Source organism: Mycobacterium sp. NGS40 (genome assembly GCF_059812735.1).
Window position 1 is genome coordinate 19,795 of record NZ_JCALDG010000008.1, and the last position, 14,578, is coordinate 34,372.

The window sequence follows — 14,578 nt, forward strand, 5'->3', positions numbered from 1 at the left end:
GCGAGCCTTTGAGTTGACGTTGTCAACTGAAGTTAGGCGGTTGAGTTGACATTGTCAACTGGAGGGCTGGCTTATGCTCGGCGGGTGACGACACGCGCGGAGAGTGCTGCGGCGACCCGCCGCTCGCTGCTGGAGGCCGCCGAGGTGTTACTCGATCTCGGCGGAGTCGAAGCGGTGACGCTGCGCGAAGTCGGTGCCCGGGCTGGTGTTTCGCGCTCGGCGGCCTATCGCCACTTCGCCGACAAGGAGTCGCTGCTGGCGGTGGTGGCGATGAACGCCCTGAGCGAATTGGGCGACGCCCTGGAGTCATTGGTCAACAGCGACGATTCGCCCGAGGAGTGCTTGCGCACCGGGCTACTCTCGTTGATCGATATCGGCCGCACCCGGCCCCACCTGTACCGGTTGATGTTCACCCCGCCGGCGGGTGACCCGACCGAGGCGATGCGGGTGGCCCAGCGCGCGCAGGATTTATTTCTGGACATCGTGGGCCGCATCACCGGTCCGCAGCAGGCGAGCCGCTATGCAGCCCTGCTGTTGACCAGCGCCCACGGCATCACGGGTTTGGACCTGAGCGGTCACATGGATTTGGACAAGTGGCACACCGACGCCGCGGAGCTCGTCGACACTCTCATCTCGGTTCTACCCAAAGCGAAGTAAATCGGCGAAAGCCTGCGCGGCGGCGTCCACGCCGCGGTCGTCGTTGGTGGCGACCAGATCCAGCAGCAGACCCCGCGTGACGGCCAGGCCGAGCCTGGCCATCGCCGGGTCTGCCGTGCCTTTCGCGGCGGCATCCACCGCGCCCAACCAGTCGTTGACGGCATTGGGAACCATTCGGGCGAAGGGCTTTTCACCCTGGGCGGCGCGCGCGTAGCACTCGAAGAACAGGCGCTCCAGCCGGCGCAGCTCCGGCCGGCGCAGGTCGGCCCACATCGTGGTGAAGCCGTCGGCGGCGTCCGACGGCAACTCGGGGAGCAGCCCCATCTGGCGTTGCTCGACCTCCTCGACGACCGTCAGTAACAGTTCTTCTCGAGAACCGAAGTGGTGCAGCAACATTCGATGACTGGTGCCGACGGCGTCGGCTATCTGACGCAGGGAGCGGTCGCCGATGCCGCCGTCGGCGAATTCGTCGATCAGCGAGTTGAGGAGCTGCCGGCGCCGCGCCAGGTCAGGGGTGCGGGCCATGGGCCCGGCTGAGCTGCTCCGAGCGGGCCTTGAGTCCGTGGGCTTCCAGTTCGAGAAAGCGCTTGGTCTTCTTGGCCATCAGCCGCCCGACGAGCGCCCCGAGGACGCCGCCCTGGTCGAGTTGCTGGCGCACCAGCGTGCGGCCGTCCGGCTGACCGATGACATCGTGGCGGGCGCGGACCAGCACGCCAGGGGAGCGTTGCACCCACGTCCAGGATGACCCCGGTTCAAGCTCGGTAACCTGCCAGACCAGCTTCTGCATGCCGGGCTGCTTGATCGCGAACCGTTTGCCGATGGCCAGGACGGGTCCGTCCAGCCCGGTAAGCGAGGTCACGGACGCGGTCCAGTCGGGCCAGTGCTCGACATCGGTGAAGACATCCCATACCAACTGCGCCGCCGCATCGATCTCGATGCTGTCTTCATCAAACATGTACCAGATGGTACATAAAACAGCACGTGCTGCCTAGGGCGCCCCGACCTTTCGGCCGATCAAATGAGTAGTGCACTACGCTATCGCGCTTGCTGGCCGCGAGATAAACCTTTTCCACACAACGGATTACACCTCACGAGAGGAGCACGACAATGTCGGATGTCATTGCGGCGGCTTCGCTGCCGAAGACGCTGGTGGCTCGCCTGCGAGAGCTCGAGAAGCGGCCTGGCTTGCAGGTGAACCGCATTCCGGTGCTGACCACAACAGTCGGTCAACGCGAGATTCTCGACACCGCGGGCGACGCGGTGGCGGATTTAAATGCTGCCCCGCTTGCGACGCTCGCCGTGCTGAGCCCGCGCCGGCCCGCGGTCGACGGAGTCGCGTGGCTCGATTTCGAGACCGTCGCCTACTACACGGCCGGCGCCAATGCTTTCGCGTCGGTCGGGACGTTCACGGGCAACCCGCAGTTTCAGCCCTATCTGCGGCTCACGCTGGCGCAGGCCCCGACGGGCCGCGGGGTCTTGGTCACCTGTCGGGCGACAAGCATCGCGGTAGGACCGCACTACCCCGGGTACTACCGCGTGGAAGGCCCTGGTGTGGCGGCCAGTTTCGAGGACACCGCCAGACCCACCACGTTCACCTTCGTCGTCCCGGCCGGCGGCAGCGGTCCTGTCGAAATCAAGATCTACACCGACGCCGACCGGATTCAGCTCTGGGCTTTCTACGACTGCACGATCACTCAGATGTAGTCGAGACCGGTCGTACCGCGATCCGTGCGTTGAGGTGCTCGAGTGCCGCTTCGGCGCCGTTCCACCCGGGGATGCCGGTGACTCCCGGGCCCGGATGGGTGCACTGGCCGCAGAGAAAGAGCCCGTCGACCGGAGTGGCGAACTTGTCGGCTCCCTCGACGACGCGACCGGTCCACAACTGGTTGGGCTGCAACAACCCATGCGAGTAGTCGCCGGCGTGTGCGCTGAATGTGCTGCCGAAGTAGCGGTTGGAGAAGACGACTCGGTTGGTCACCGAGTCGGCGAACCCGGGCGCGAACTTGTCGAAAATCCCGACGCAGGTGTCGGCGTATTGCTCTTTCCAGCTTCGGTTTTCGTCGGCGTCGAGCCCGGTGGGGAAGTAGGGCGTGAAAATCGTTGCGCTGTGCTTGCCTTCGGGCGCCAGCGACGAGTCGACCATGCTCGGTATGTACAGGTAGGTGGGAGGTGCATCGGGCAGCATGCCCTTGCGGTACTGCTCCCACGCGTCACTGATGTATTCCGGCGACGGCGCGTAAGCGACTGTCGGACACCACTGGCCGTTGTCGTGCAGGTAGGGCTGTAAGCGCTCGATCCATTGCGGCGCTTGGTCGATGGTGAGATGGGCCTGGATGTATCCCAGGTTGAAGTTGATCTCCTTGATCTTGCGGATGTAGTCGGGCGGAAAGTTCTGCGCGCCGGCCAGATTGACGAAGGTGGTGTATGGGTCCAGCGACGACAGCACCGCATCGGCGGAAATCGTTGTGCCATCCCGTAATTGGACCCCGGTGGCGCGTCCGTTCTCGACCAGGATCTCCTTGACGTGCTGTTTGCACTGTACTTCGGCGCCCAGCGACTCCGCGCGCCGGCACAGTGCGGTGCTCAGTGCGCCGATGCCGCCGCGCGGCATGATGTATTCGACGTTGCCGCCGCCGATCAGGTAGTGGTATAGCGTCGACGCATTCGAGCCTGGAGTCCAGGGTCCGCCGTCGAACGCGTCGATCGACATCGCGGCCAGCGAACCCTGGATGCAGCGCCCCTGGTCGGGTGCAAGGAATCGCCGGACGGTGTCCATCGTGCTGCCGTACCACATCTGGGCGAAGTCGTGCCGGTCCGCAGGCGTGGGCTGCGAGGCGATCACTTCGATGATGTCCAGCGGCGGACCGAACGCCGAGTCGACGAAGTAGGGCGCGAATCTTCCTATGTGCGCGAATAATCCGCCGAGCGCGGTCGCGACGTCGGCCCCGTGATCCTCGAGGAGATGGCGCCCCATCCGCTCCAAGTCGTTGTACATCACGAACGGGGTGTCTTCGGCTTCAGTGCCGGGGCCGAACGTGCACGTCGACGTCCACTGATCCATCAGCTCGAAGCCCCACCGCGTGAGCTCCAGCCGTTCGGTCATCTCCTGGCGCCAGATCAGCACGGCCCAGGCACCGACGCTGTGCTTGTAGCCGTCGAAGAGTTCGCGGGTCGCGGCCATGCCGCCGAGGAAGTGGGCGCGTTCCAGGACCAGGACTTTCGCGCCGTTCTTGGCCAGCACATTCGCGGCAACTAATCCGTTGTGACCTGCTCCGATGACGATTGCGTCGTAGTCCGCCATGCTGACTCCTCGCTGCGTGATCCCCGGCTCCACGCACAATGTCATATCTGACATAGTTGCGTCAATGCTGACATTTGGTGTCTGCTTGCCTGGTGGAATCTCGTAGTCAGCGGACGCGGCAGGCCTTGATCCAGGCGGCGATGAAGCGCTTCGTCGCCGATGGCGTGCACCAGACCAGCGTGTCCGACATCGCCGCCGATGTCGGAGTCACCGAGCGCACCTTTTATCGGCACTTCCCGTCCAAGCACGCGGTGATCTTCGCGGACTACGACATCGGCTTCGAATGGTTCGCCCGCGCACTGGCTTTGCGTCCGCACGGTGAACCCGTCACCGCCTCGGTGCGAAAAGCCGTGGACGCCTTCCCTTTTGACTTCGCGATGGTCCGCGAGGCCGCCACCATCCGGTCGCGTGACCTCGACCAGGACATCATCACCACGCACATCGGGCGGATGCGCGATCAGGTCGCCGACGAGATCAGCCGGTTCATCCACGCGCGGTCGAAGCCGACCAGCTTGGCCGTTGAAGGCGCCATGATCGCCGACATCGCGTCGCACAGCCTGGCGACGGCGGTTTTCGCCTCGCTGGAGGCGTGGATGAGCAAAGCCGGCGAGGATATCGACGAGCTGAGCCGGCTGACCGACATCGCGCTCAGCGCGCTGGAAGACGGGCTCACGCACACCCTGCGCGAAGCCGGATTGGATTGACCAACGAAACCGCTTGCCGCCCAACACCGTCGGATTGATGCGGTCCGCTCGGGGTACCCGAAAACCGTGCAAGTGATCCGCAAGCTCTCATCGCAGGCCGTTGTCTGCCTCGCCACCGCGATGATGGCAGCCTGCGGTCACGATGCGGCCGTGCCGACGTCCGCGGGATCCACGACCACCGGCATGCTGCCGCCGGGGGTTGCGACCGAAGGCACCCGCCCGCCCGCGACCGGGCTACCGCCGGCGGCCGAACCGCTCAAGGGGCCACCCATTCCCCCCGACGGGCTCGTTGGGCGGACCATCCCGGTGGGACACCAGCCCGAAGGTGTGGTCGTGGACGCGTCAACGCGAACCGTCGCGGTTGCGACGCGCGACCCCAATGAACTGGTGCTGATCGATGCGGACTCGGGCGACATCACCGGCCGGGTTTCGCTGCCGGGGACGGTCCGGCATCTGCAGCTCGCCGCGCCCGGCGGTCCTGTGCTGGTCCCGGTCGAGACCGCCAATGCGTTGGTGCAAGTCGGCTTGCCGCAAGGGAAGCTATCGCCGCCCATCGTCACCGGCACCGCGCCGCATGATGCGGCTGAGGCGACCAATGGCACCGTCTTCGTCGCCAACGAACTCGGCGGCACCGTGGCGGTGTTGCGTCATGGCCAGATCGTGAAGGTCTTCACCGACAGTGTGCAGCCGGCCGGCACGGCGGCAGCTGGGACCACGGTGGGCGTGCTCGATGTGCGGAAGAACGACCTGACCGTGTACGACGCCGAGCGGTTGACCATCGTGGGATCCACGCCGGCCGGCGCGGGTCCTACTCATCTGGTCGTTGACCAGCACGGACGGATGATCGCGACCGATACCCGCGGCAACACGGTGCGGGTGTTCGCTGCGCTGCCCGCACCGCATGAGGTAGCGAGCATTGCTCAGCCGGGCGGACCGTACGGCATTGCCTACGACGCTGTGCGCGACCGGCTTTGGGTTGCCTCTTCGGGCACCAACGAAGTGATCGGCTACGACATGAACGGGCCCACTCCCGTTGAGCGACAACGAATCCGGACGGTACCGGACCCCTACACCGTGGGCGTCGACCCGAAAAGCGGTCGTCTGTTCGTGGCCGGCGTTTCCGGTGGAGTACTGCAAGTCATCGACACCGCGCCATAACCACGGCCTTGTGGGTTTGAAGGCGCCACCCGGAGCAGACGGCACAATGGATCTCGGAGGCGACGCGAACACTCCAACGTGGCCCGGGTTGCGACACGCAAACACAACTTCTTGTGTTACGGCAGGATGTCCGACCCCAGGGGTAGTGTCTGGAGCCTGACGTCCCTCCGGCAAAACAGTGTGTGAAGTGGGGTTCTGGTGACCGAAAACATGAAGCTGATCGACCGTGCTTCGGCGATCAACTGGAACCGGGTGCAAGACGAGAAAGACGCCGAGGTGTGGGACCGGCTGACCGGAAACTTCTGGTTGCCGGAGAAGGTGCCGGTGTCAAATGACATCCCGTCATGGGGGACGCTGACCGCCAACGAGAAACAGCTCACGATGCGCGTCTTCACCGGGCTGACGTTGCTCGACACCATCCAGGGCACCGTCGGCGCGGTCAGCCTGATTCCCGATGCGCTGACGCCGCACGAGCAGGCCGTCTACACCAACATCGCGTTCATGGAGTCGGTGCACGCCAAGAGCTACAGCTCGATCTTCTCCACGCTGTGCTCCACGAACGAGATCGACGACGCCTTCCGCTGGTCCGAGGAGAACCCCAACCTGCAGCGCAAGGCCGAGATCGTCATGGAGTACTACCGCGGCGACGAGCCGCTCAAGCGCAAGGTGGCCTCCACGCTGCTGGAAAGCTTCCTGTTCTACTCGGGCTTCTACCTGCCCATGTACTGGTCGAGCCGGGCCAAGCTGACCAACACCGCCGACATGATCCGGCTGATCATCCGCGACGAGGCGGTGCACGGTTATTACATCGGCTACAAGTTCCAGCGCGGGCTGGCGATGGTCGACGAGACCAAGCGCGCCGAGCTCAAGGACTACACCTACGAGCTGCTCTTCGAGCTGTACGACAACGAGGTGGAGTACACCCAGGACCTCTACGACGAGGTCGGGCTGACCGAGGACGTCAAAAAGTTCTTGCGCTACAACGCAAACAAGGCGCTGATGAACCTGGGCTACGAGGCGCTGTTCCCGCGCGACGAGACCGATGTGAACCCGGCTATCCTGTCGGCACTATCGCCGAACGCCGACGAGAACCACGACTTCTTCTCCGGTTCGGGGTCCTCCTACGTCATCGGCAAGGCCGTCGTCACCGAGGACGAGGACTGGGACTTCTAGATTCGCAGGCCGCGATGCCAGGGCCCGACAGATCCGGGCAGGATGGACAGGTGAGCGATGACGAGCCCGTCGGCGCGGCCGACTTCCGACGCGCCTTGGCGCTCATTCAGCACGGGGAGCGCGGCGACGAAGCCGGCATGCGCGTCGTCCTCGACGACGAGGTCATTCCAAGTGAACGGCTTCCGCAGCTGATCCGCGCCACCGTGTCGATCTTCTGGCAACTGGTGGCTCAGCTGTGTGAACCGCACGAAATCGCGGAGATCGGCCAAACCCTGACCCAGGCGTCCGGACTCGACGAGGTCGAGCTCGAACGCGACAACCGGTTGGTGGCCCGGATGGCGATGGCCCAACATGCGGGAGATCCCGGCGTCGAATACGAGGTGCTGGGCGACGCGGACGCCACGCCCGACGGTCTGGTCCGCCTCGCTCTGACCGCCGCGGGTGTCGTCTCGGCGATGCTGCCGCAATTGCGCACCGAGGTCGGCCGGCAATTGCTCAACAACCTGGCGATGCAGGCCCTGCGCGAAGAGAACCGCTAACGCGCAACTATCTCGATGCCCACATTTTGTGTGGTCTTCGGTGCTCGCCGATAGCCTGCGCCCATGGCACAGGCTGTGGTCGTCACCCATGCGCAAAGGCGGGCGTTATCCCTTAGCGGCGGATCCCGCAGGCCGCGGTGCACACGACCCGCGGTCGCGGGCCGCCCACGAGCCCGGCGCGTCGCACCGGCGACGCCGCCGCCCGTCTCGAATCCGCCACCTTCCGGCAAGCCGCGCAAACACCGCGAACTGCCCTGGTTTTTCAGCGAGCTCGTCATTCCCACCGTCGTCGCGCTGGTTACCGGCGCCATCGTGGCGGTGGGGACAATCAAGGGCCAGGCCCTGCTCGACGATGCTCGAGAGGACCGGGCATTGCGGCTGGAAAATCTCCGATTCGTACGCGACCACTCTGCCGTCGACCCCTATCAACCGCGGCCATTCGGGGGTCTTGATCTGCGCGGGCAGCATCTGCGCGGACTTCAGCTGGCGCACGCCAACTTCGACGACGCGCAACTCGAGGGAGCGATATTCAATAACTCGAATCTGTCCGGCGCGAGTTTCAATTTTGCCCGTCTCGACCACGCGGATCTCGTTGCTGCGGATCTATCGGAAACTGAAATGAAAGGCACCAATTTGAGCGGCGCCGATCTGGACCGCGCCAATCTCACGGGGGCAATGTTCGATCAGACGGTGCTGTATCGCGCCAACCTGAAAACCGCCAATCTCAATGGTGCGGTGTTCAGATGCGTCCACTACGACGGTTCGACGTCGTGGCCACCGGGGTTCAACCCTCCGCCGCGCGACCAACCATGTGCGGCGGCCGAAGAGCTCCGCCGCTAGGCGTAGGAGCTTTCAGCTAATGCCGCAGACCCCGAGGCCGTCTGGGCAGTTGATGGTGCACCCCGCGGTCGTGACGGCGGCGAAGGTGAGAACCAGTGCGACGACGAGTTTGCTCGTGCGACGAGACATGACCACTCCGTTCTTCCGGGCTGGGCCCGGGCCGTTGTCGGCCCGCTCATCTTAATTCGCTGGAGCGGCAACGAGCACTGATTCGCCGGACGGCTCGTCGGCAGCCCGGCATTGGCGGGCTCCGGCACTAGATGTTCAGGTCGTGAACGGCATATGAATAGTCGCCATGGTCGTAGGCCACGGCACCATCCGTACCACGAGACTGAGGGGGTGTCGGAACATCACTCTCACAAGCACGCGAAATTTCTCAAGTCAGTGATCCGCTGGCTGGACGTCGGCTACCCGCAAGGCGTCCCCGGCCCGGACCAGGTGGCATTGTTCGCCCTGCTGCGGAGCACCCCCTTGACCGAAGAGCAGCTCGAAGAGGTCGCTCACAACATTGCCGCGAAGGAATCGCAGCCGGGAGCTGACGGCGTCGTTAGCAAGGACGAGATCGCCGAGTTCATCACCAAGACGACCCACCACGACCCGGGCAAAGAGAACATTCAGCGCGTCGCCGCCACGCTGGCAGCCGCCGGCTGGCCGCTGGCCGGTATCAGCGTCAGCGCGGTCGCGCCCGACGACGAGCACGCCGCCGCGGCCGAAGAGATCGCGTGCCGCCACGACGACGTGCCCGAGGGCGTCTCACAGGGTTGAGATGTCGATGACGAAGCGGTAGCGCACGTCGCTGGCGAGCACCCGTTCGTAGGCTTCGTTGACGTAAGCCGCTTCGATGACCTCGATTTCGGGGGTCACATCGTGCTCGGCGCAGAAGTCGAGCATCTCCTGGGTTTCGGCGATGCCGCCGATGTTCGACCCGGACAGGCTGCGGCGCGCCAGCGCCAGCGGGAACGCCCCGATTTCCATGGGGTGCTCGGGGATGCCCAATTCGACGAGCGTCCCGTCGACGTCGAGCAGGCCCACGTAGTCATCGAGCTTCAGGTTCGCCGAGACGGTGTTGAGAATCAGGTCGAAACTGCTGCGCAGCTTCTTGAAGGTGTCGCGGTCGGAGGTGGCGTAGTAGTTCTTGGCGCCCAGCCGCAGTCCGTCCTCCATCTTCTTCAGCGACTGCGACAAGACGCTCACCTCCGCACCCATCGCCGCGCCGAGCTTGACGCCCATGTGGCCGAGGCCACCCAGGCCGATGATCGCCAGCCTCGTGCCCGCCCCGGCCTTCCAATGGCGCAGCGGTGAGAACAGCGTGATGCCCGCGCACAGCAACGGTGCGGCTTTGTCCAGGGGCAACGACTTCGGAATGCTCAGGACGAAGTTCTCGTCGACGACGATTGCCTGGCTGTAGCCGCCGTAGGTCGGGGTGCCGTCCTTGTCGGTGGAGTTGTAGGTGAAAGTCGCGCCCCGCTTGCAGTACTGCTCCAGCCCGGCCTTGCAGCTGCTGCACTGGCCGCAGGAGTTGACCATGCAGCCCACGCCCACGTGGTCGCCCACCTTGTGCTTGGTCACCTCATCGCCGACGGCGGTGACCACACCGGCGATCTCATGGCCGACGACGACGGGGTAGTTCGGCACACCCCATTCGGATTTGGCGGTGTGGATGTCGGAGTGGCAAATGCCGGCGAATTTGATGTCGATTGCCACGTCGTGTGGCCCTGGGTCGCGGCGGGTGATCGTGGTCTTGGTCAACGGTTCCTTGGCCGACGTGGCGGCATACGCGGAAACAGTGCTCATTAGCAATTCCTCTTCGATTCGATTGCGTCCTAGAAAAGCTTAGCTAGGGTAAAGGTTTCAGGCCAATCGGACTGGACCCACGCATGAGCTTATGGCCATGTGTGCGTACACCGACCGGGTGGAGCTAATTGATCGCGGCGTTGACCAGGCGCAGGTCGTCGATGATGCCCCGGGCCGCGATCACGCCCTCCCCGGTCTGCCATACCTCGTCGTTGACGATGTAAACGCGGTTGTCGCGGTTCGCGGACAACTTGCGCCACGGGGCGCTGTCCAAGATCGTCGCGGCACGGTCGGCGGCAGCGCGGTTCGCGCACGACATATAGATCACGTCGGCCTCGGCCGCCGAGAAGTCCGCACCCTTGGCCAGGTCGGCGTCGCTGGCCCCGATCTCGAGGTAGGGCTTGTCGGTGAACCGCTGGGACGCCGGCCGGTCCACCCCGACCGCGCTGAGCACACTGGCCGGAAAGTTGTTGGCGCCGTAAATCCGCAGGCTGTTGACCGTCAGCTGGACGACCGAAGCCTGGAAGTGGGCCGCGTCGTGGGAGGCGCCGATCTGGTTGGCGCGCTGGGTGAAACCGCTGATCAACCCGTCGACGGCACCGCTGCGCGCCGTCGCGCCGCCGACAATGCGCAGGTTGTCCTGCCAGGCTCCGCCCGGTGCGGCGGTGAACACCGTCGGGGCGATCGCTGCCAACTTTGGATACGTCCGCGGTGTCAGCGCTACCGAGCCCAGGATCAGATCCGGGTGCAGTGCGGCGATCGCGCGCAGGTCGGGGTTGCTGCGGGTCCCCACACCGGGCAATGCGTGGACGGCCTCGCCCAGATAGGACGGCTGACTCGAGGAATCGTCCGGCAGGGCGGCGGCGACCACCCGCGACTGCAGGCCCAGTGCGCAGACGGCATCGAGCTGATCGCCGGTGAGCACCACGATGCGCTGCGCCTCCGCGGGCACCTGGACCGAGTCGGGAGTGACCCCCGCGGCGTTGTGGGCCTGCCGGGTCGCCGGCCCGGGATCGGCCGGTGCCGCATCCCGCGCGCACGACTCGTCGGGCTTGCGGTCATTGCCCAGCACCCCGGCCCCTGCGATTTGTGTGGTGGGGGTGACCAGCGACCGCGTCGACGATCCCTTGGGGCCGGGCTGCCCGGACCCGCAACCACCGCACGCCACGACCGCGGCCGCCGCGATCGCTGCGACGGCCACCAGACGTCGGTCGACGGGCCTCGGGGTGGGTCGCCTACCGCCTGATTGCACGCGTTCGACGCTAACATCCGGCCAGTTGGGAACCGGTCTGCCGACGCGGCCCGGCGTCCGCGATGAGCCAATTACGACAGTTTGTAGGACCAGCACTGCCAGCGGCTTGATCGGGCGCTAAGATTCGGGGGAACCCCTGTCTGGGATGGATGTTTGGAGGAGCTGTTGACAGCCGAAGCGCCCCCGTTGGGAGAACTCGAGGCCGTGCGGCCGTACCCGGCCCGGACTGGTCCCAAAGGGAACCTGATCTACAAACTGATCACCACGACCGATCACAAGCTGATCGGCATCATGTACGTCGTCACCTGCTTCGCCTTCTTCTTGATCGGCGGGTTGCTGGCGCTGCTGATGCGTGCCGAGTTGGCCGCGCCGGGTCTGCAGTTCTTGTCGAATGAGCAGTACAACCAGCTGTTCACCATGCACGGCACGATCATGCTGCTGTTCTATGCGACCCCGGTCGTGTTCGGTTTCGCCAACCTGGTGCTGCCGATCCAGATCGGTGCGCCCGACGTGGCGTTCCCGCGGCTGAACGCCTTCTCGTACTGGCTGTTCTTGTTCGGCGCCACGATCGCGATGGCCGGTTTCATCACGCCGGGCGGCGCCGCCGACTTCGGCTGGACCGCCTACACCCCGCTCACCGACGCGATCCACTCTCCGGGCGCGGGCGGGGATCTGTGGATCATGGGCCTGGCCGTCGCGGGTCTGGGCACCATCCTGGGCGCGGTCAACATGATCACCACCGTGGTGTGCATGCGGGCACCCGGCATGACGATGTTCCGGATGCCGATTTTCACCTGGAACATCCTGGTGACCTCGATCCTGATTCTGATCGCGTTCCCGCTGCTGACCGCGGCGCTGTTCGGACTGGCCGCCGACCGTCACCTAGGTGCCCACATCTATGACTCGGCCAACGGCGGAGTTCTGTTGTGGCAGCACCTGTTCTGGTTCTTCGGGCACCCCGAGGTGTACATCATCGCGCTGCCGTTCTTCGGCATCGTTTCGGAGATCTTCCCGGTCTTCGCCCGTAAGCCGATCTTCGGTTACACCACGCTGGTCTACGCGACGTTGTCGATCGCCGCGCTGTCCGTCGCGGTGTGGGCCCACCACATGTTCGCCACCGGAGCCGTTCTGCTGCCGTTCTTCTCGTTCATGACGTACCTGATCGCGGTGCCGACCGGAATCAAGTTCTTCAACTGGATCGGCACGATGTGGAAGGGCCAGTTGACGTTTGAGACGCCGATGCTGTTCTCGGTCGGCTTCATGGTCACCTTCCTGCTGGGCGGCCTGACCGGCGTGCTGCTGGCCAGCCCGCCGCTGGACTTTCACGTGACCGACAGCTATTTCGTGGTCGCGCACTTCCACTACGTGCTGTTCGGCACGATCGTGTTCGCCACCTACGCCGGAATCTACTTCTGGTTCCCGAAGATGACCGGCCGGCTGCTCGACGAACGCCTGGGCAAGCTGCACTTCTGGTTGACGTTCATCGGCTTCCACACCACCTTCCTGGTGCAGCACTGGCTGGGCGATCAGGGTATGCCGCGCCGCTACGCCGACTACCTGGCCACCGACGGCTTCCAGGGCCTGAACATCGTCTCGACGGTGGGCGCATTTATTCTGGGCGCCTCGATGTTCCCGTTCGTGTGGAACGTCTTCAAGAGCTGGCGCTACGGCGAAGTGGTCACCGTCGACGACCCGTGGGGTTACGGCAACTCGCTGGAGTGGGCGACCAGTTGCCCGCCGCCGCGGCACAACTTCACCGAACTGCCCCGAATCCGTTCGGAGCGGCCGGCTTTCGAGTTGCACTACCCACACATGGTGGAGCGCATGCGCGCCGAGTCGCACGTCGGCCGGGCGCACGGAAAAGAAGGCCACGACGTCACACGACTCGACGTCGAAGTCCGCAGCTAATGGCCCGTCTCGGGTGAAGACACCACCTAAGGTGTCGGTGCTCATCACCGTCACCGGAGTGGATCAACCGGGTGTAACGTCGGCGCTCTTCGATGCGCTTTCCGGGCACGGAATCGACCTGCTCAACGTCGAGCAGGTCGTCATCCGGGGCCGCCTGACGCTCGGGGTGTTGCTCTGCTGCCCCCCGGAAGTCGCCGAAAGCATCGTCCTGGGCGACGACGTGGAGGACGCCATCCACGCGGTCGGTCTCGACGTCACGATCGAGCGCAGCGAGGCCGTGCCGATCATCCGCGAGCCGTCGACGCACATCATCTACGTGCTGGGCCGACCGATCACGGCAGGGGCGTTCGGCGCGGTGGCCCGCGAGGTCGCAGCGCTCGGCGTCAACATCGAACTGATTCGCGGCGTCTCCGACTATCCGGTGACCGGTCTGGAGCTTCGGGTCTCGGTGCCGCCCGGAGCCGACGGCCCGTTGCGGACCGCGCTGAACAAGGTGTCCTCCAGCGAGGGCGTCGACGTCGCGGTCGAGGACTACAGCCTGGAGCGGCGGGCCAAACGGCTCATCGTGTTCGATGTCGACTCGACGCTGGTGCAGGGCGAGGTCATCGAGATGCTGGCGGCCAAGGCCGGTGCCGAGGGTCAGGTCGCCGCGATCACCGAGGCCGCAATGCGCGGCGAGCTGGACTTCGCCGAGTCGCTGCTGCAGCGGGTGGCCACCCTGGAGGGCCTGCCCGCCACCGTGATCGACGAGGTCGCCGACCAGCTCGAGTTGATGCCCGGCGCGCGCACCACCGTGCGCACATTGCGGCGGCTGGGCTATCACTGCGGCGTGGTCTCCGGCGGGTTCCGGCGCATCATCGAACCGCTGGCCGAAGAGCTGATGCTGGACTTCGTCGCCGCCAACGAGCTCGAGATCGTCGACGGCAAGCTCACCGGGCGGGTCGTCGGCCAGATCATCGACCGGCCCGGAAAGGCCAAGGCGCTGAGGGACTTTGCGCAGCAGGCCGGGGTGCCGATGGCGCAGACCGTCGCCGTCGGAGATGGCGCCAACGACATTGACATGCTGTCCGCGGCGGGGCTGGGCGTGGCGTTCAACGCCAAGCCGGCGCTGCGGGCGGTCGCCGACGCGTCGCTGAGCAGCCCGTACCTGGACACGGTGCTGTTTCTGCTCGGCATCACCCGCGGCGAGATCGAGGCCGCCGATGCCGTCGACGGCGAAGTGCGCCGCGTCGAGATTCCGCCCGAGTAGGTG

At 65.3% G+C, this 14,578-nt stretch carries 15 protein-coding genes; 10 read left to right on the top strand and 5 right to left on the bottom strand.

Annotated elements, in window-relative coordinates; translation table 11 throughout:
• The first annotated feature begins 84 nt into the window (after positions 1-84).
• The gene (locus tag AC5Y5O_RS14060; protein ID WP_096285815.1) at positions 85-657 is read left to right on the top strand and encodes a TetR/AcrR family transcriptional regulator; all 573 of its coding nucleotides are present in this window, start codon (positions 85-87) and stop codon (positions 655-657) included.
• On the opposite strand, the gene AC5Y5O_RS14065 is transcribed toward AC5Y5O_RS14060, so the two are convergent.
• A complete protein-coding gene (locus tag AC5Y5O_RS14065) occupies positions 640-1,182 on the bottom strand; it encodes a TetR family transcriptional regulator (RefSeq protein WP_096285817.1) in 543 nt (180 codons plus the stop codon). The genes AC5Y5O_RS14060 and AC5Y5O_RS14065 overlap by 18 nt on opposite strands.
• Positions 1,166-1,612, bottom strand: a complete 447-nt coding sequence (locus AC5Y5O_RS14070; protein WP_096285819.1) for an SRPBCC family protein — start codon at positions 1,610-1,612, stop codon at positions 1,166-1,168. Before AC5Y5O_RS14070 ends, AC5Y5O_RS14065 begins: the two co-directional genes overlap by 17 nt.
• Before the next feature lie 152 nt (positions 1,613-1,764).
• Between AC5Y5O_RS14070 and AC5Y5O_RS14075 the strand changes: the two genes are divergently transcribed.
• A complete protein-coding gene (locus AC5Y5O_RS14075; protein WP_096285821.1) occupies positions 1,765-2,361 on the top strand; it encodes a hypothetical protein in 597 nt (198 codons plus the stop codon).
• On the opposite strand, the gene AC5Y5O_RS14080 is transcribed toward AC5Y5O_RS14075, so the two are convergent.
• Complete coding sequence (locus tag AC5Y5O_RS14080) at positions 2,348-3,958, bottom strand: phytoene desaturase family protein (protein WP_165796329.1); 1,611 nt, start codon at positions 3,956-3,958, stop codon at positions 2,348-2,350. The two genes, AC5Y5O_RS14075 and AC5Y5O_RS14080, sit on opposite strands and share 14 nt — an antisense overlap.
• A gap of 92 nt (positions 3,959-4,050) precedes the next feature.
• Between AC5Y5O_RS14080 and AC5Y5O_RS14085 the strand changes: the two genes are divergently transcribed.
• From AC5Y5O_RS14085 to AC5Y5O_RS14110, 6 genes are all read left to right on the top strand, one after another.
• The gene (locus AC5Y5O_RS14085; protein WP_133160830.1) at positions 4,051-4,662 is read left to right on the top strand and encodes a TetR/AcrR family transcriptional regulator; all 612 of its coding nucleotides are present in this window, start codon (positions 4,051-4,053) and stop codon (positions 4,660-4,662) included.
• A 150-nt stretch (positions 4,663-4,812) separates the two neighbouring features.
• Complete coding sequence (locus tag AC5Y5O_RS14090; RefSeq protein WP_133160831.1) at positions 4,813-5,820, top strand: YncE family protein; 1,008 nt, start codon at positions 4,813-4,815, stop codon at positions 5,818-5,820.
• Positions 5,821-6,018: 198 nt separating this feature from the next.
• A complete protein-coding gene (nrdF, locus tag AC5Y5O_RS14095) occupies positions 6,019-6,993 on the top strand; it encodes a class 1b ribonucleoside-diphosphate reductase subunit beta (RefSeq protein WP_207768481.1) in 975 nt (324 codons plus the stop codon).
• 50 nt (positions 6,994-7,043) lie between these two features.
• On the top strand, positions 7,044-7,532 hold the full coding sequence (locus AC5Y5O_RS14100; RefSeq protein WP_096285828.1) for a hypothetical protein: 489 nt from the start codon (positions 7,044-7,046) through the stop codon (positions 7,530-7,532).
• A 63-nt stretch (positions 7,533-7,595) separates the two neighbouring features.
• Positions 7,596-8,372: a pentapeptide repeat-containing protein gene (locus AC5Y5O_RS14105; RefSeq protein ID WP_500025606.1), complete on the top strand. Its 777-nt coding sequence runs from the start codon at positions 7,596-7,598 to the stop codon at positions 8,370-8,372.
• A gap of 339 nt (positions 8,373-8,711) precedes the next feature.
• The gene (locus tag AC5Y5O_RS14110) at positions 8,712-9,137 is read left to right on the top strand and encodes a DUF3349 domain-containing protein (protein ID WP_243393819.1); all 426 of its coding nucleotides are present in this window, start codon (positions 8,712-8,714) and stop codon (positions 9,135-9,137) included.
• Here the strand turns inward: AC5Y5O_RS14110 and AC5Y5O_RS14115 are convergent.
• Entirely contained in the window at positions 9,126-10,166 is a 1,041-nt protein-coding gene (locus AC5Y5O_RS14115; RefSeq protein ID WP_096285834.1) for an NAD(P)-dependent alcohol dehydrogenase, read from the bottom strand. The genes AC5Y5O_RS14110 and AC5Y5O_RS14115 overlap by 12 nt on opposite strands.
• A gap of 124 nt (positions 10,167-10,290) precedes the next feature.
• Entirely contained in the window at positions 10,291-11,370 is a 1,080-nt protein-coding gene (locus AC5Y5O_RS14120; protein WP_096290957.1) for an iron-siderophore ABC transporter substrate-binding protein, read from the bottom strand.
• A 213-nt stretch (positions 11,371-11,583) separates the two neighbouring features.
• Between AC5Y5O_RS14120 and ctaD the strand changes: the two genes are divergently transcribed.
• Positions 11,584-13,326, top strand: a complete 1,743-nt coding sequence (gene ctaD / locus AC5Y5O_RS14125) for an aa3-type cytochrome oxidase subunit I (protein WP_096290956.1) — start codon at positions 11,584-11,586, stop codon at positions 13,324-13,326.
• A gap of 13 nt (positions 13,327-13,339) precedes the next feature.
• Positions 13,340-14,575, top strand: a complete 1,236-nt coding sequence (gene serB, locus AC5Y5O_RS14130) for a phosphoserine phosphatase SerB (RefSeq protein WP_096285836.1) — start codon at positions 13,340-13,342, stop codon at positions 14,573-14,575.
• Positions 14,576-14,578 lie beyond the last annotated feature (3 nt).

Coding starts and splice junctions, on each gene's coding strand:
- AC5Y5O_RS14065 (WP_096285817.1), bottom strand. CDS start 1,182: ATGGCCCGCACCCCTGACCTGGCGCGGCGCCGGCAGCTCCTCAACTCG.
- AC5Y5O_RS14070 (WP_096285819.1), bottom strand. CDS start 1,612: ATGTTTGATGAAGACAGCATCGAGATCGATGCGGCGGCGCAGTTGGTA.
- AC5Y5O_RS14075 (WP_096285821.1), top strand. CDS start 1,765: ATGTCGGATGTCATTGCGGCGGCTTCGCTGCCGAAGACGCTGGTGGCT.
- AC5Y5O_RS14080 (WP_165796329.1), bottom strand. CDS start 3,958: ATGGCGGACTACGACGCAATCGTCATCGGAGCAGGTCACAACGGATTA.
- AC5Y5O_RS14105 (WP_500025606.1), top strand. CDS start 7,596: ATGGCACAGGCTGTGGTCGTCACCCATGCGCAAAGGCGGGCGTTATCC.
- AC5Y5O_RS14115 (WP_096285834.1), bottom strand. CDS start 10,166: ATGAGCACTGTTTCCGCGTATGCCGCCACGTCGGCCAAGGAACCGTTG.